Source organism: Pseudomonas sp. LB3P58 (genome assembly GCF_054897895.1).
This window is the reverse complement of record NZ_JBUBVE010000001.1, coordinates 3,025,399-3,041,873: the sequence shown is the minus strand read 5'-3', so window position 1 is coordinate 3,041,873 and position 16,475 is coordinate 3,025,399. Positions and strand designations below refer to the sequence as shown.

The window sequence follows — 16,475 nt, the reverse complement described above, 5'->3', positions numbered from 1 at the left end:
TTTCTCTGGAGACGCTTCATGGCTCGTGCCCACGGCGCATCGGCGCAACCCCATGCCGACAGCCCCAACCGCTGGCTGGACGTATTGGCCGGATTGTCGATTGCCGGTTTGTTGTTGCCCGAGGCGGTCGCCTATTCAAGCATTGCCGCGTTGCCCCCACAGGCGGGTGTCATTGCGTTATTTGCCGGTCTGCTGTGCTACGGGTTGTTTGGCACCAGTCGTTTTGCCATCGTTTCTGCTACGTCGTCTTCGGCGGCGGTACTGGCCGCCGCCACAGCCACGTTGGCCAATGGTGACTCGGGCCTGCGCATGACCCTGGCGATCGGTCTGGTGCTGGTGACGGGTGGATTTTTTCTGCTGGCAGGATTGTTCAAACTCGGCAGCGTGACGTCGTTTATTGCCAAGCCGGTGCTGCGAGGCTTTGCCTTCGGCCTCGCAGTGACAATCATCCTCAAGCAAGTGGCGAGCATCGTCGATGTGCACTTGAGCAATGGCAACCTGATCCGTTTCGTGCCGCAACTGCTTGAGCAATTACCGCAGTGGAACCGGGTCGGCGCGCTCGTGGCGGCCGTGTCCTTGCTGGTGTTGTGGCTGTGCGGGCGGGTCAGGCGTTTGCCGGGAGGTTTGCTGGTGGTGGCGCTCGGCATCGCGGCCGGCCAATGGCTGAACTTGCCAGCTTATGGGGTGAAACTGATCGGCGTGATCGATCTGAGCCTGGAAGTGCCTCGTCTTCCCGTGTTGCCGTTTGCCGACTGGCTGCGCCTGGGCGAATTGGCGTTTGCCATGGTGATGATTCTGTATGCCGAGTCTTACGGATCGATCACTTCGTTTGCGCTCAAGCACGGCGACCGGGTGTCCTCGAACCGCGATCTGCTGGCACTCGGTGCAGCCAATTTGCTGTCGGGCCTGTTCCATGGCATGCCGGCGGGCGCCGGTTACTCTGCGACGTCGGCCAATGAGGCGGCGGGTGCCGGCTCGCGTCTGGCGGGCGCGGTAGCGGCGGGGGTGGTGTTGCTCATCGTCTTGACGGTGTTGCCCTGGATTGCCCTGACCCCCGAGCCGGTACTGGCGGCCATCGTCATTCACGCATTGGCGCGTGGCTTGAGCCTGCAGCCCTTGGGTCGGTATTTCGTCTGGCGTCGCGACCGTCTGCTGGTGATTTGCGCGGTGGCGGCGGTGCTGGTGCTGGGTGTGTTGGACGGCTTGTTGGTGGCGGTGGTGATCAGCGTGGTGCTGATGCTCAAGCAAATGTCTTCGGCAGATATTCAAGTGCTGGGGCAGATAGGCAGCGGTCATGATTTTGTCGATCTGCAGCGCCACCCTCAGGCTCGCGAGATCCCCGGTGTGCTGATTGTAAGACCGAGCGAAGCGTTATTTTTCGCGAACGTGGAGCGCATTCTCGGCGGTGCATTGCATCTGGCCCGCCACGCGTTAACGCCGGTTCATACGATTATTCTCAGCCTGGAGGAGACGCCCGACCTGGATGGCACGAGTATCGAAGCGCTGGAAACCTTCTTTTTGCAGGTGCGTGCCGAAGACAAATTGCTGATTCTGGCGCGGCTCAAGCATCAGGCTCAGGCCGTTCTCTCGAAGTTGCCGGCGCAGGAGCGAGCACAGATAATCTTCAGTGACTTGAGCGTCGACGGCGCTGTGCAACAAGCGCTTCAGGCAAACGGGCACCTTTCGCAGGCATAAAAAAACGCCGCTCATCTCACGATGGGCGGCGTTTTTTATTGCGTTGCAGCGTTAGGCTTGAACGACCGGGATGTTGGCGTTCGCAGCAGCTTCACGGAACTCGGCGATCTGGTCGAAGGACAGGTAGCGGTAAACATCGGCCGCCATGCTGTCGATCTTGCCAGCGTATTCCATGTACTCCTCGACGGTCGGCAGGCGACCCAGGATGGAAGCAACAGACGCCAGCTCGGCCGAAGCCAGGTAGACGTTCGCGCCGTCACCCAGACGGTTCGGGAAGTTACGGGTCGACGTCGATACAACAGTCGAATTCGGCTCTACACGTGCCTGGTTACCCATGCACAGCGAGCAGCCTGGCATTTCCATGCGAGCACCGGCCTTGCCGTAGATGCCGTAGTAGCCTTCTTCGGTCAGCTGGTGAGCGTCCATTTTGGTCGGTGGCGACAGCCACAGACGGGTTGGAAGCTGACCTTTGACCTGTTCCAGCAACTTGCCGGCAGCGCGGAAGTGTCCGATGTTGGTCATGCACGAACCGATGAACACTTCGTCGATCTTCTCGCCAGCAACGCTGGACAGCAGACGGGCGTCGTCCGGATCGTTTGGCGCGCAGAGCACAGGCTCTTTGATGTCGGCCAGGTCGATTTCGATGATTTCAGCGTATTCGGCGTCAGCATCGGCAACCATCAACTCAGGGTTGGCGATCCAGGCTTCCATCGCTTGAGCACGACGTTCCAGGGTACGCGCATCGCCGTAGCCTTCGCCGATCATCCAGCGCAGCAGGGTGACGTTGGAGCTCAGGTACTCGGTGATCGACTCTTTCGACAGCTTGATGGTGCAACCGGCAGCCGAACGTTCGGCCGAGGCGTCGGACAGCTCGAACGCTTGCTCGATGCTCAGGTTGTCCAGGCCTTCGATTTCCAGGATGCGGCCGGAGAAGGCGTTCTTCTTGCCTTTCTTCTCGACGGTCAGCAGGCCAGCCTGAATCGCGAAGTAAGGAATGGCGTGAACCAGGTCGCGCAGGGTGACGCCCGGTTGCATTGTGCCTTTGAAGCGCACCAGGATCGATTCCGGCATGTCCAGCGGCATAACGCCAGTGGCTGCGGCAAACGCTACCAGACCGGAACCGGCCGGGAACGAAATGCCCATCGGGAAACGGGTGTGCGAGTCACCACCGGTACCGACGGTGTCCGGCAGCAGCATACGGTTCAGCCAGCTGTGGATGATGCCGTCGCCCGGACGCAGGGAAACGCCGCCGCGGGTCATGATGAAGTCTGGCAGGGTGTGGTGGGTGGTCACGTCGATCGGCTTAGGGTAAGCCGCGGTGTGGCAGAAGGACTGCATTACCAGATCGGTCGAGAAGCCCAGGCACGCCAGGTCTTTCAGTTCGTCACGGGTCATAGGACCGGTGGTGTCCTGAGAACCCACGGTGGTCATTTTCGGTTCGCAGTAAGTACCTGGGCGAACGCCTTTGCCTTCTGGCAGACCGCAAGCCTTGCCGACCATTTTCTGTGCCAGGGTGAAGCCCTTGCCGGTGTCGACAGGTGCTTCAGGCAGTTTGAACAGGTCGGTAGGGCCCAGGCCCAATTCGGCACGAGCCTTGTCGGTCAAGCCACGGCCGATGATCAGCGGAATACGGCCGCCGGCACGAACTTCGTCCAACAGCACCGGGGTCTTCATTTCGAAGGTGGTCAGGACTTCGTCAGTGCCGTGTTTGCAGACTTTGCCAGCATGCGGGTACAGGTCGATCACGTCGCCCATGTTCATGTTGGTGACGTCGAATTCGATCGGCAGTGCGCCAGCATCTTCCATGGTGTTGTAGAAGATCGGAGCGATTTTGCTGCCGAAGCAGAAACCACCGGCACGCTTGTTCGGCACGAAAGGAACGTCGTCGCCGAAGAACCACAGCACCGAGTTGGTCGCCGATTTACGCGAAGAACCGGTACCGACCACGTCGCCAACGTAGGCGATCGGGAAGCCGGCGTTACGCATTTCTTCGATCTGCTTCATCGGGCCGGTGACGCCCTGGGCGTCAGGCACGATGCCTTCACGCGCCATTTTCAGCATGGCGAGGGCGTGCAGCGGGATGTCCGGACGGGACCAGGCATCAGGAGCAGGGGACAGGTCGTCGGTGTTGGTTTCGCCGGTGACCTTGAACACGCGCAGGCTGATCTTGTCGGCCAGCACCGGGCGGTTCTTGAACCACTCGCCGTCAGCCCAGGATTGCAGCACGCCTTTAGCGTGAACGTTACCGTTCTTGGCTTTTTCAGCGACGTCGTGGAAAGCGTCGAACATCAGCAGGGTGTGCTTGAGTTCTTTGGCAGCGACTGGCGCCAGCTCGGCGTCTTCCAGCAGATTGACCAGCGTCACGATGTTGTAGCCGCCCTGCATGGTGCCGAGCAGTTCAACAGCGCGTTTCTTGTCGATCAGAGGGGATTTTGCTTCGCCTTTAGCGAGGGCAGACAGGAAACCGGCCTTTACATAGGCTGCTTCGTCCACACCTGGCGGAATGCGATTGGTGATCAGGTCAACGAGGAAAGCTTCTTCGCCAGCCGGGGGATTCTTCAGCAGCTCGACCAGGCCTGCAGTTTGTTCGGCGTTTAGCGGCTGGGGAACGATACCCAGTGCTGCACGCTCTTCGATATGTTTGCGGTAGGCTTCAAGCACAGTTATTACCCTCATCAGTGGTCCCAAATGGGTGTCCGGGACGCTCATCCCGAAATTGCCGTACTCATGCGCTGCGTGGCGTTGTGGGCCACTTAGCCAGAATTACCGACAATTCCTTACAGAAGCTGCTTTCAAAGTTTTACGCCTGCAGAACGGGGAGCTGATGAGGGTTGGCGTTGGGCTTTTCCCCGCTGGAAAAACCCTTCGCCAACACCGCTCTGAAGGAACGACTGTGCTCGTGACGCTTTGAAAACAGCTTCTAACGGACATTGGCGCCTTAAAAGGCTGGCTGATTCTACGGCAAAAAAAAATTAAAGGTAAGTTAGGCCCTGAACTTTGAGGGGTGATGAATGTTAGACAAAGGGCTAACATGCCGACCTGTTCTGCTTTCCCGTGCTCTCCCAACCTATGCCCAATCAGACCATCAAGACCCCCTGCGTCGGCCTCTGCTCCACTGTTTACGGTGATTTGGTGTGCCGTGGCTGCAAGCGTTTCCACCATGAAGTGATCAACTGGAATGGTTACAACGAGGAGGAAAAACGCGCGGTGTGGCTGCGTCTTGAGTTGCTGCTGTCCCAGGTGATGGCCAGCAAGCTTGAAGTTTTCGATCCCCAGCGCCTGCGTCTGCAGCTGGAGCAGCGCAAGATCCGCTTTGTGCCGCATCAGTCGGAATATTGCTGGGCCTATCAGTTGATCGCCCGGGGGGCGCGAGTGATCAACAACCTGGAAGCCTACGGAATGGTGCTGATGCCGGAGTTTCGCGACTGGAACCTGCCGGAACTGCGGGATGCCATTGATCGGGAGTTCTTTTTGCTCTCCGAGGCGCATTACCAGCGCTACATTGCACCGGGCTTCCTAAAAGACGCCTTCGGCGCCTAAAAGCTTCGCGAGCAGGCTCGCTCTCACAGTTGGAATGCAATCCCATGTGGGAGCGAGCCTGCTCGCGAAGTCAATCTGACTGGCGCCGCAACCATCAATGCTGAGTCACGATCTCCTCCAGATGATCCATGATCGTATCCGGCTTCAACACCAGCACATCGCTCTCCACCGCATCCAGCACCACCTCCGCCGTATTCCCGATCAACGCCCCTGACAATCCGGACCGCGCCACGGTACCGATGACCGTCACCGCCGCCTGCAGCTTGTGGACCATGAACGGAATCAACACATCCGCCGGACCTTCCTCGATGTGCAGGTGCTCGTCATCAATGTCGAACTCGGCCTGAAACGATTTGCACTGTTCGCGATAGCGCGCCTCGATGGTTTCGCTGAGCTGCAACGTCGGGTCGGCCGCCGACAGCATCGGCGACGGATGGGCACTGACCACGTGCAAATGGGCCTTGGCCAGGCTGGCGATGTCGTAACCGTGATCGACAATACAAGAGTGCAAAGTGCGGTGTTCACCATCGGTATTCCCGACATCGATCGCCGCCAGAATGACCCCGCCGGTCCAGGGTTTCGAGGTTTTGACCAGCAGCACCGGCGTCGGGCAGTAACGCAGCAGTTTCCAGTCCGCCGGGGTCAGCAGGGCTTTTTTCAGCGGACTGTCGGGGTAATGCTGTTTGACCACCAGGCCGCAGCCTTCAGCCTGCTGCACATCGACGATGGTTTCGTGCAGGCTTTCGTTCCAGGCCTGCTCGGTGGTGACGCTGTAGCCGTCCTCGATCAGCGCGGCCTTGAGCACACCCAACATGCCGCTGTGGTCATGCTTGCGGTCGCAAACCAGCAGATGCAGATGAGCCTGGGTCACGCCGGCAATCAGCTTGGCCCGTTTGAGCGCCAGGCTTTCCGAGTGTTCAGGTTCGAGGACCACCAGAATGCTGCGAATGGCTTGCATGATCGGGATCTCCATGAAGTAAAAAATACTGCGTTGGACAACTATAGTTGCTGGCTGGCCGTTCGGGACTTGATGTATATCAACGGTCGCGGCTGGTGGTCTGCCGGCAGGCCGGTATAATCGGCGCCCTTCGATTTTGAACCTCTTATCCGTGAGCCCCATGATCCTTCCCGAAATTCACGAGTTCCTTGGCTGCCGCACCCCCGATGGCTGGGTTCAAGCCGCGCTGGCCGATCAGGAAACCCTGCTGATCGATCACAAGAACTGCGAATTCAAGGCCGCCAGTACCGCGTTGAGCCTGATCGCCAAGTACCACTCCCACGTCGATCTGATCAACCTGATGTCGCGTCTGGCCCGGGAAGAGCTGGTGCACCACGAACAGGTCATGCGCCTGATGAAAAAGCGCAAGATCGCGCTGCGTCAGCTGTCCGCCGGGCGCTACGCCTCGGGCCTGCGCAAAGTGGTGCGCAGCCACGAGCCGGTCAAACTGGTGGACACCCTGGTGGTCGGCGCCTTTATCGAAGCCCGTAGCTGTGAGCGTTTCGAGGCGCTGGTGCCACATCTGGACGAAGAACTGGGCAAGTTCTACTTCGGCCTGCTGAAGAGCGAGGCCCGACATTTCCAGGGTTACCTGAAACTGGCCTACCAGTACGGTGACGCCAAGGACATCGCCCAGGTGATCGACAAGGTCCGCGCCGCCGAGCAAGAGTTGATCGAGTCGCCAGATGTGGAATTCCGTTTCCACAGCGGTGTGCCAGCCGCGGCCTGACGCTTTCGACCGAAAATGTAAAAAACTCTTAAAAGAATGAAACATCTCCGAAAACCGGCCCGCGAGGCCGGTTTTTGCTGCCTGCGATAACCGTCCGGTCACCGATTGGCGCCATAATGCCGGCCACTTCACGCAAGGGCTGGCAGACGGTCGTTATGGATAACCTGGGTTTTGGCAAAGTACTGCTGGTGGAAGACGACGAAAAGCTCGCCGGGCTGATCGCGCATTTCCTGTCCCAACACGGTTTTGAGGTGCGGCAGGTGCATCGCGGCGACCTCGCATTAGCCGCGTTCCTCGAATTCAAACCGAAAGTCGTCGTGCTCGACCTGATGCTGCCGGGCCAGATCGGTCTGTACGTGTGCCGTGAGATCCGCAGCGTGTCCGACACGCCGATCGTCATTCTTACCGCCAAGGAAGACGACCTTGATCACATCCTCGGGCTGGAGTCCGGCGCCGATGACTACGTGATCAAACCGATCAAACCACCGGTTCTGCTGGCCCGGTTACGCGCCTTGCAACGCCGCCAGACGCCGGACAGCGGCGTGTGCAGCGCTTTGGAATTCGGCCATCTGAGCATCGACCGCAGCTGCCGGGAAGTGCGGCTGGCGGGTGAGGGCATCGAACTCACCACCATGGAGTTCGAACTGCTGTGGTTGCTGGCCAGCGCCGCCGGCAAGACTCTGTCCCGCGACGACATCCTCAACCGCATGCGTGGCATCGCTTTCGATGGTCTCAACCGCAGCGTTGACGTCTACATCAGCAAACTACGGGGCAAGCTCAAGGACAACCCGCGCGAACCGGTGTGCATCAAGACCGTCTGGGGCAAGGGTTACCTGTTCAATCCGTTTGCGTGGGAGCTGTAAATGCTGCGGTTATTTTTAGGGTTGTTTCTGGTGATGACGGTGGGCCTGGTTCTGGGGCTGCAAACCGTCGAGCGCACGTTCGATGCGCTGCTCGACGGTCAGATGCAGAGCTACAACCGAGAGGCGGTGCGTGGCCAGGCCTGGTCGCTGGCCGAGCAGTTGCACGGTCTGGACGGTTCGGCCCGGGAGCGACAACTGGAAGCGGTGCGCCCCCACTACGGCTTGGGCCTGACCCTGGTCGAGACCGATCAATTGTCGCTGACCGAGCAGGAGAAAGCCGAGTTGGCCCAGGGCCTGCTGGTGATTCGCGACAAATACACGCAGTTCATCTCGCGCATTGACGACGGTTCGCAACTGCTCAGCATCAAGCTGCCGGCCGAACCGAGCCTGATGCCGTTCTACATTGCCGCGGCCTATCTGATGATCGCGGTGATGATCGGTTTCGTGTTGCTTTTCTGGGTACGGCCGCATTGGCGCGATCTGGAAAAGCTGCGTCTGGCGGCCGAGCGTTTTGGCGATAACGATCTGTCGTCGCGGATCCAGCTGTCCAAACGCTCGAACATCCGCGACCTGTCCGAACACTTCAATCTGATGGCGGCGCGCATCGAAGGCCTGATTGCCAATCAGCGCGAGCTGACCAACGCCGTGTCCCACGAGCTGCGCACGCCGATTGCCCGGCTGTCGTTCGAGCTCGACCAGCTCAAGCAGCAACCCGATCCGGCCCAGAACCGTGAACTGATTGCCGACATGTACGCCGACCTCGGCGAGCTGGAAGAGATGGTGTCCGAACTGCTCACCTATGCCAGCCTCGAGCGCGGCGCCACGGTGATCACTCGGGAAAACATTCAGGCCAGCAGTTGGCTCGACAGCGTGGTCGGCAGCGTCGCGCTAGAAGCCGAAGCCGCCGGTGTGCAATTGCTGATTGTCGAGTGTCAGGTCGAGGAGGTCCGTATCGAGCCGCGTTTCATGGCCCGGGCGGTGATCAACCTGCTGCGCAATGCCATCCGTTATGCCGATGAGCGGGTGGAAGTGTCGTTGGTGCGCACCGGTGATCACTACGAAGTGCGGGTCAACGACGACGGACCCGGCGTGCCGGTGGACGGGCGGGAGAAAATCTTCGAACCGTTCTCGCGCCTGGACGCCAGCCGCGACCGCCGCACTGGCGGCTTCGGCCTGGGCCTGGCGCTGGTGCGGCGGGTGTCGCAATCCCATGGCGGGCAAGTGGAAGTGGTGGACTCGCCGTGGGGCGGGGCGTCGTTTCGCATGACCTGGGCGCATCAGGATTGATCGTTCCCACGCTCTGCGTCACTAGTGTCCGGTAAAACCTTTTCAAAGCTGAAGGCTGCCTTGGGCAGCCTTCAGCTTTGTTCGCTTTTGCCTTCGGTGTTCCAGGTGTTCGATGCTTAATGGGCGTTCGAACAAGCTGTGGGTTAGCCGAATGGCAAAGTCTGAAATAGACCCGGAGCAACCTGAACGGCGCTGATAAAGATGCAGCAAAAGATAGGTAATCAAGGCGCTGTAGATCTGCAAACGAACGGCATTTTCAGAGAAGCCGAAATACCGTTTGAGCTTGAGGTTTTGCTTGATCCACTTGAAAAACAGCTCGATTTGCCAACGTTGCTTGTACAGATCGGCGATCTCCTCCGCTGAGCGAGAGAAGTCGTTGGTGACCAGAATCAATGGCGTTTCGTGGTCCTCTCGGCGGATCTGAACCCGACGCACAGCCTGATTTTGGTAGTGATTCGGACGTCGAGCGTTCAGGTATTTCTTACCGAACAAGACCGATTCATCCGCCTCAATGAATTCCGGTGCATCCTGTTCCCTCAAGTTTTCTACCGGCTTTAGATTGGCGTTTTTCTTCAGTCGTGTGACGAAGAAAGAACCCATCTGATCAATCTGGTGCCACCAGTTGTAGTCGCAGTAACCCTTGTCGAAAACGTACGTCATACCCGCTTCAAGCGGCATGGTCAGGGCATCGCTCAGATCGTTGACGTTGGCGGCGGTGATGTTTACGTAAGTCGGGGCTGTTTGCTGTGGATCGATGGCCACATGCACCTTCAAGCCTTGGGTTATGCGGGTTTTCGTCGCGGTGGTCCATTCGTCAAAACCGGGTCCGCGCAGGCTGATCGAGGTCGAATCGATCAGGGTGATCATGGCTTCGAGCGACTTGCGCTGCTTGCGGCCAATGCCCTGAAGCAGGTGCTCGCAGGCCAGCCGAAACGGCTCTGAGCTGCGCTTGTTCAACGCATCACAAAGGGTTGAACGCACCATGTTCTTGGCGTTGAGGTGGTGACGATGGGGTTGCAGCGACTGTGAAGCTGTCGCCAACGTGCGCAAGCTTTTGGCTTGTGTCAGCTGGCCAAAAATCAACGTGACGAGCAGATCCCAGGACGTGAATTGTTTGGCGTAACGATCAGCGCCACAGCGTTTGACGGCGGCTTTGAAGAGCTGATGAGGAAGGGCCTGGAGCATTTGCGCAAATCGAGTGCTGCTGAACATGGGCGAAAATCGAGTCTGAAAACCTGATTATTGCTTACGAAGCAGGCACAGCAAGGGGGAGCAAGCTCCCCCTTGGGTTTTTACCGGACACTAGTGACGCTCTGCGTGGGAATGCAGCCCGGGCCGCTCCGCGTCCCTTCCAGAGCCGAACACAGAGCGTCCGTTGAGGCATTCCCACGCAGAGCGTGGGAACGATCTTTAGAACGAGTAAATCACTTGGCTAGCCAGTGAAGCCTGCATCCGCCGCTCGACTATCGGGCTGTCCGCCGCATCATTCTCCAGATATTGCACCGCCAGCACCGTGCTGACACTCCACGCATCATTGATCGGCAACGACCAGGTCAAATCCGCCCCGCGACTCACCAGCCCGCCATGCGTGTCATAAACCCTGAACCGACTGCGCGACGCTTGGACATCGCTGACGCCGTACCAGGTGCGCACGTAATTACTGTCACCAAACTGGCTATTGAGGCTGCCCACGACCTTGCCATGGTCACCCTCATAAAACGGCGCGCTGATGCTCAGTTTCAAGCGGTTCCACGCCGAGCCGGTGTCGTGATCGTCATCGTCTTTTTCCAGCGCATGCTCAAAGCTCGCACCGAGGATAATCGGCCCCATGTGGTAAGTCCCGTCGAGCCCCAGCGCCGGGCGCGACTTGATCGAGCCCATGCCGTTCAGCTCATCCGAACCTTTGAACCCGGTCTTGCGATCCTTGCGCACATCACTGGCGCCGATGTACACGCTGAGGCCGAAGTCGTCCTCGTCAAACGCCCAGCCCAGCCCCTTTTCAGTGTCCAGAAAGAATCCGTAAGGGCTGACGATTTCACCGCCCAATAGCGGCGCCACCACGCGTTCATCACTGCCGCTGTAACGGGGCACGCTGGCTGCGCCGGCCCGCAAGGTGTAGCGCCAGTCTTCAGCACGCAAAGAGTCAGTGGGAATGAGCAGGCAAAGCGAAGTCAACGACAGAGATAGCGAGCGAAACATGGGAGCACCCGAGGGAGTTAGGATGCGCCCATGCTAGGCGGCTGCCGGCCAGCAATCTTTGACAGCTTTGTCGGGAAACTGTCAAAGACTGTGAACCGGCTTAGCGGCTCAAACCCAGGCGCTCATGCCACTCGGCGATGGATTCTTCGGGATAGACGTCGAACTGCTGATCCCCAGGATGCACCTCGACTTCCACCCACGGCGCCTTGGAACCGAGCATCAAATGCGTGTGTTCCGGCGGTTCCGGCAGCGGGGTGTCGATGGCAGAGGCAAACGGGTGAATCAGCTCCGGCCATTCGGGGCTGAACAGCCACAAACCTGAACCACAGAGCGAGCAGAAATGCCGCTCGGCGGTGCTGCTGTGAGCGCGTTTATCGCCTTCGTCCTTGAGTCGTGCGTGATAAATCGCGATGTGCTTGCGACCGCGCACCTTCAGGCTGCCGGCATCGCCACCCAGGTTGATCGCATAACCGCCACCGCCCTGGGTCTTGCGGCAGATCGAGCAGTAGCAACGCTGATACGGGTAGGGGTGGGCGCTGGTCAAACTGAACGACACTGCGCCGCAATGGCAGGAACCTTCGAGCTGCATGGGAACCTCCGACAGGTCTGGAACTTACCCAAGACAGCCTAGACCTTCAGCGCCCCTCGACCGGTACGAGAATCGCATCGCCGGTCGCCACCAGCTTCAGTTGATCTCCGGTTTGCGCGAACAACTCGGCGCGGGCGAACACCTGCTTCTGCCAGCCTTCACCACCTGACCCCTAGCGATGAACACTTCGCCGATGGCGGGCGCCAGGCAGTTCACTGAAAAATGCGATGCCAGCACGTTGCCGGCGACCGTTCCGGCTGCGAATCCACAGGCTGTGTCGAGCAGCGCGCCGATCAGTCCGGCGTGCAGGAAGCCTGCGTACTGCGCCATATCACTTTCGCGAAACGCCATGGTGAGCTCGGCTTCGCCGCTTTCTGCGCGAGTAACTTCGAAACCGGCCCAGCGGTTAAAGGCTGAGGTTGAATTGATCTGTTTGAGTGCGTTGAGCATGGCGAATCCCTCCGATTGAGGGGTCAACATGCGCCGGGTTTGGGGGGATGTCATTGCCCATAAGTGAGTGTGATGGTGTCGGATATGCGGTGGCTGTGCAGGCCCCTTCGCGAGCAGGCTCGCTCCCACAGGGGATCATTGTTGTACACAAAACTTGAGTTCACTGAAGATCAATGTGGGAGCGAGCCGGCTCCGGGCGGCGTTCCGACGATGAGCGATAACGCGGTCCCACTGGACGCCCACCCATGGCCGGGGCAGCATGGACGCCTCTAAATCTGGGCCTTGATCATGCGACGACTGCCTTCTTTAGCAGCACTCAGAACCTTCGAATGCGCCGCCCGTCACGCCCATTTCGGCCGGGCGGCGGCGGAGTTGTGCGTCACCGACAGCGCGGTCAGCCATCAGATTCGCCAGCTCGAAGAGCAATTGGGCGTGACATTGTTCATCCGTGAAGGCCGGCAGATTCGCCCGACGATGGCCGCCGGGCGGCTGATGCAAAGCTTGCAGCAGGCCTTCGAACTGATCGGCGATGCCTGCGATGAGCTGCGTGACCCGTCATCGCTGGCGGTGTTGCGCCTGGCGGTGACTGCCGAGCTGGCGCAAAAGTGGTTGATGAGTCGCCTGACGGATTTCTACGCGCGCTATCCGCACATCACCTTGCACCTCTACGAGCAACCGATCGACGCCACGGCGCCGGGCGAAGACATCGACCTGGCGATCACTTACGGCACCGGCCCGGTGGACAGCAGCGCGTACTTTGTCCGGCCCTTGCCGGCGTTGCAGTTCTTCCCGGTGTGCAGTCCCGGTCTGTTCAACCAGGGCACCTTGAAAACTCCGAAGGATCTGGCGCGTCACTGCCTGTTGCACGACGATCAGGACGGGAAGACCTGGACCGCCTGGCTCACCAGCCATGCCGGCGATCAGCGTCCGGAACGGCAGCTGTATTTCGCCCACGCCGGTTTGGCGCTGGAAGCGGCGGCTCAAGGCCAGGGTGTGGCCATGGGCGATAACTTGACCGCGCAGGAGGATTTGCTCAGCGGTCGTCTGGTCCGGCCGTTCACTTCAAGCATGACTGCACTCGGCCAATATGCGCTGGTGTGTGAGCGGGTGCGGCTGGAACGCCCGGCAGTGGCGCAGATGCTGGAATGGTTCAACGATCAGCTGATCGATTGATGAGTTGAATTCAAGTGTTCCGAAATATTCATCGTTGGCGAGGAGGGCGCCGGCGACCGTAGCCTGTGGTCATTCCAATCCCCGCTGATGAGGTTTGACCATGGCACGTTTGCTCGACTCCACCCCCAAACTCGATGGTTTCCGTCTGCCCGGCGAATTCGAAACCAAGTCCGGTTGCTGGCTAGGCTGGCCGGAGCGCACCGACGTCTGGCGCAATGGCGCCAAGCCTGCGCAGAAAGTCTGGGTGCAGATCGTCACCGCCATCTCCCGCAGCGAACCGGTCACCGTGTGCGCCTCCGCCGCACAGTTCGCCACCGCTCGCCGCCAATTGCCGCCGCAAGTGCGGGTGGTGGAAATGACCTGCAACGACACCTGGTTCCGTGACAGCGGCCCGTGCTTTGTGGTCAACGACGACAGCGGTGAGGTACGCGGCGTGGACTTTGAGTTCAACGCATACGGCGGTCTCGACGGCGGCTTGTACTACCCGTGGGACAAGGACGATCAGATCGCCAGAAAAATCCTCGAAATCGAACGGTTCGACCGCTACCGCGCGCCGCTGATTGCCGAACTGGGCGGTATCCAGAGCGACGGCCAGGGCAGCATTCTCACCACCGAGCAATGCCTGCTCAACCGCAATCGCAACCAGCATTTGGGCAAAGACGAAGTCACCCGCCGACTGACCGATTACCTCGGCGCCGAGCAAATCATCTGGCTGCCACGTGGCTGCAAATTCGACGAAACCGACGGCCATGTCGATGATCTCGCGTGCTTCGTGCGCCCCGGTGAAGTGGTGCTGCAATGGACCGACAATCGCGATGACCCGCAATGGGAGATCTACCAAGAGGCCTACGACATTCTGCGCAGCACCCGCGACAGCCGTGGCCGCGAGCTGAAAGTGCATAAGCTGCCGCAACCGGACGTGCTGGAATGGACCGCCGAGGAAGCCGAAGGCCTGGATCAGCAAGACGGCACGCACACCCGTCAGGCCGGGACCAAAATCTGCGCGTCGTATATCAACTACTACGCCGGCAACACCTCGATCGTGGTGCCTTTGTTTGGTGATCGCAACGATCAGGCCGCACAGGCGACCCTCGCCGAACTGTTCCCGCAACACAAAATCGTCGGTATCGAAAACTCGAGGGAAATCCTCCTCGGCGGCGGTAACGTCGCGTGCATCACCATGCCGCAGTATGCAGGCAGTGCCTGCAACAAAAAGGGAGTTTGAAAATGGGCCTGCACAAACTGACTCAAGCGTTATTGCTGGTGCTTGCACCCCTGTGTGTGCAGGCCGCCGACACCACCAGGCCGGTGGTCAATCTGTACATCTGGGGCGAGTACCTGGCTCCGGACACCTTGACCAATTTCGAGAAGAAAACCGGCATCCACGTGGTGGCTGACCACTTCGACTCCCTGGAAACCGTCGAGACCAAACTGCTCACCGGCCGCAGCGGCTATGACTTGGTGCTGACCGCCGGCCAGCATTTGTCCAGGGCGATCCAGAGCGGTGCGATTCAAACCCTGAACCCGCAACAGCTGCCGCATTTTGCTGGTGTGGGTGACGAGTTCCGCCAGCACATGGCGGTGTTCGATCCGGGCAATCGGTACGCCGGGATCTACGCCTGGGGCACCACCGGCGTCGGCTATCAGGAGGAGGCAATCAAGAAGCGCCTGCCCGACGCACCACGGGACAGTTGGGCGATGCTGTTCGACCCGGCGGTGGTGTCGAAATTTGCCGATTGCGGGGTCAGTTTACTCAATGATCCCAACGAAGTGTTCGCCGCGGTCATGAAGTACATGGGGCTGGACATCAACCGCCAGAACCTCGATGACCTGAAACGGGCTGAGCAGCAACTGGCGAAGATCCGGCCCTACATCCGCTACTTCGACAATGACCTGAACATCAGCGACCTCGCCAACGGCAACACCTGCGTCGCGATGTCGTGGAACGGCAACGTGGCAATCGCCGCCGGACAGGCCGAGGCTGCGAACAAGCCATTCAAGCTGAGTTATCGGATACCGAAAGAGGGCACGTTGATCTGGTTCGACGCGATGGTCATTCCCAAGGATGCGCCTCATCCTCAGGCGGGACTGGCGTTGATGGATTATCTGATGACGCCGGAGGTGATCGCGCCGATCACTGACACCATCCACTACGCCAATGCGATTACGGCGGCGGACGGCTTGATTGATCCGGCGATTCGCAATGATCCGGGGACGTATCCGTCGGCTGAAGTGAGGGCATCGTTGTATAGCAAGAATGACAATGACAAGGCATTTAACCGGGCATTGATTAGGGCGTTCAGTCGGTTGAAGTCGGGGTTGTGACTGGAGCAGGCGGTTTTGGAACCCGCCACAAATACCACGCCGCCACCGTCCGAAACGGACTCCACCGCTGCCCGATCTCAATCATCTGCTTGCGATTGGGCTGCACCTCCAGCCCCTTCATCCGCCGATACCCCTCACGCACGCCAAAGTCATCGGCGGGCAAGATATCCGGCCGTTCCAGGCTGTAAATCAGCAACATCTCAACCGTCCAGCGCCCAACACCGCGCAGGGTGATCAGGCGCTCGATCAGGGCTTCATCCTCCATGGCCAGTGCCGTGGCGTAATCCGGCACCACACCGTCCAACGCCGCTTGGGCAATGCCCTGAATGGTCGCGATCTTGCCAGCGGAAAACCCGCAACCGCGCAGTTGATCAAAGCCTGTCGCCAGAATCTGTTCAGGCCTCGGGAACGCGCCCGATCCAAACAATGCCAACAGCCGACCGACAATCGCATCCCCGGCCTTCGCATGCAGTTGCTGGTAGGCAATCGCCCGCACCAGCGACTCATAAGGATCGTGAGCCGCATGGGGCTGATGCAGGCAAGGGCCAACGGCGGCGATGTGGCGGCGCCAGTCCTCATCGATGGACGATAGAAACTCGGTGGCGGGCAGATAGGCGTCGGGCATGG

The 16,475-nt window shown here is 59.6% G+C and carries 15 protein-coding genes; 8 read left to right on the top strand and 7 right to left on the bottom strand.

Going from position 1 to position 16,475, the window contains the following annotated elements:
* Positions 1–18: 18 nt before the first annotated feature.
* Positions 19–1,695, top strand: coding sequence for a SulP family inorganic anion transporter (locus tag ACYZTZ_RS14040; protein ID WP_461998631.1), 1,677 nt, complete (start codon positions 19–21; stop codon positions 1,693–1,695).
* A gap of 51 nt (positions 1,696–1,746) precedes the next feature.
* Here the strand turns inward: ACYZTZ_RS14040 and acnB are convergent, their stop codons facing one another.
* Positions 1,747–4,356: a bifunctional aconitate hydratase 2/2-methylisocitrate dehydratase gene (gene acnB / locus ACYZTZ_RS14035; protein ID WP_462000674.1), complete on the bottom strand. Its 2,610-nt coding sequence runs from the start codon at positions 4,354–4,356 to the stop codon at positions 1,747–1,749.
* A gap of 408 nt (positions 4,357–4,764) precedes the next feature.
* On the opposite strand from acnB, the gene ACYZTZ_RS14030 reads away from it, so the two are divergent.
* The gene (locus tag ACYZTZ_RS14030) at positions 4,765–5,235 is read left to right on the top strand and encodes a DUF1289 domain-containing protein (RefSeq protein WP_046048871.1); all 471 of its coding nucleotides are present in this window, start codon (positions 4,765–4,767) and stop codon (positions 5,233–5,235) included.
* Between the two features lie 94 nt (positions 5,236–5,329).
* Here ACYZTZ_RS14030 and ACYZTZ_RS14025 read toward each other — a convergent pair whose 3' ends face one another.
* Entirely contained in the window at positions 5,330–6,193 is an 864-nt protein-coding gene (locus ACYZTZ_RS14025) for a universal stress protein (protein ID WP_056741759.1), read from the bottom strand.
* 160 nt (positions 6,194–6,353) lie between these two features.
* Between ACYZTZ_RS14025 and ACYZTZ_RS14020 the strand changes: the two genes are divergently transcribed.
* The 3 genes from ACYZTZ_RS14020 to ACYZTZ_RS14010 all read left to right on the top strand — a co-directional run bounded on the left by ACYZTZ_RS14020 (position 6,354) and on the right by ACYZTZ_RS14010 (position 9,112).
* Complete coding sequence (locus ACYZTZ_RS14020) at positions 6,354–6,962, top strand: MiaE family protein (protein WP_095128217.1); 609 nt, start codon at positions 6,354–6,356, stop codon at positions 6,960–6,962.
* 155 nt (positions 6,963–7,117) lie between these two features.
* On the top strand, positions 7,118–7,825 hold the full coding sequence (locus tag ACYZTZ_RS14015) for a winged helix-turn-helix domain-containing protein (RefSeq protein ID WP_462000673.1): 708 nt from the start codon (positions 7,118–7,120) through the stop codon (positions 7,823–7,825).
* Complete coding sequence (locus ACYZTZ_RS14010) at positions 7,826–9,112, top strand: ATP-binding protein (protein ID WP_461998630.1); 1,287 nt, start codon at positions 7,826–7,828, stop codon at positions 9,110–9,112. It begins immediately after the preceding gene.
* Positions 9,113–9,154: 42 nt separating this feature from the next.
* Here ACYZTZ_RS14010 and ACYZTZ_RS14005 read toward each other — a convergent pair whose 3' ends face one another.
* From ACYZTZ_RS14005 to ACYZTZ_RS13990, 4 genes are all read right to left on the bottom strand, one after another.
* Positions 9,155–10,324 carry an IS4 family transposase gene (locus ACYZTZ_RS14005; RefSeq protein WP_461998629.1) on the bottom strand — a complete coding sequence of 390 codons (1,170 nt, stop codon included), beginning with the start codon at positions 10,322–10,324 and terminating at the stop codon, positions 9,155–9,157.
* 198 nt (positions 10,325–10,522) lie between these two features.
* Positions 10,523–11,311 carry a MipA/OmpV family protein gene (locus ACYZTZ_RS14000; RefSeq protein WP_461998628.1) on the bottom strand — a complete coding sequence of 263 codons (789 nt, stop codon included), beginning with the start codon at positions 11,309–11,311 and terminating at the stop codon, positions 10,523–10,525.
* Positions 11,312–11,411: 100 nt separating this feature from the next.
* Entirely contained in the window at positions 11,412–11,900 is a 489-nt protein-coding gene (locus tag ACYZTZ_RS13995) for a GFA family protein (protein ID WP_056741763.1), read from the bottom strand.
* 96 nt (positions 11,901–11,996) lie between these two features.
* On the bottom strand, positions 11,997–12,350 hold the full coding sequence (locus ACYZTZ_RS13990; RefSeq protein ID WP_461998627.1) for a PaaI family thioesterase: 354 nt from the start codon (positions 12,348–12,350) through the stop codon (positions 11,997–11,999).
* A 288-nt stretch (positions 12,351–12,638) separates the two neighbouring features.
* Between ACYZTZ_RS13990 and ACYZTZ_RS13985 the strand changes: the two genes are divergently transcribed.
* The 3 genes from ACYZTZ_RS13985 (at position 12,639) to ACYZTZ_RS13975 (ending at position 15,848) form a co-directional block, all read left to right on the top strand.
* A complete protein-coding gene (locus ACYZTZ_RS13985) occupies positions 12,639–13,523 on the top strand; it encodes a LysR substrate-binding domain-containing protein (RefSeq protein WP_033054579.1) in 885 nt (294 codons plus the stop codon).
* Positions 13,524–13,623: 100 nt separating this feature from the next.
* Entirely contained in the window at positions 13,624–14,748 is a 1,125-nt protein-coding gene (gene aguA / locus ACYZTZ_RS13980; protein WP_461998626.1) for an agmatine deiminase, read from the top strand.
* 2 nt (positions 14,749–14,750) lie between these two features.
* On the top strand, positions 14,751–15,848 hold the full coding sequence (locus ACYZTZ_RS13975; RefSeq protein WP_461998625.1) for an extracellular solute-binding protein: 1,098 nt from the start codon (positions 14,751–14,753) through the stop codon (positions 15,846–15,848).
* Here ACYZTZ_RS13975 and ACYZTZ_RS13970 read toward each other — a convergent pair.
* The gene (locus tag ACYZTZ_RS13970; RefSeq protein ID WP_461998624.1) at positions 15,823–16,473 is read right to left on the bottom strand and encodes a DNA-3-methyladenine glycosylase family protein; all 651 of its coding nucleotides are present in this window, start codon (positions 16,471–16,473) and stop codon (positions 15,823–15,825) included. The two genes, ACYZTZ_RS13975 and ACYZTZ_RS13970, sit on opposite strands and share 26 nt — an antisense overlap.
* Positions 16,474–16,475: the final 2 nt, after the last annotated feature.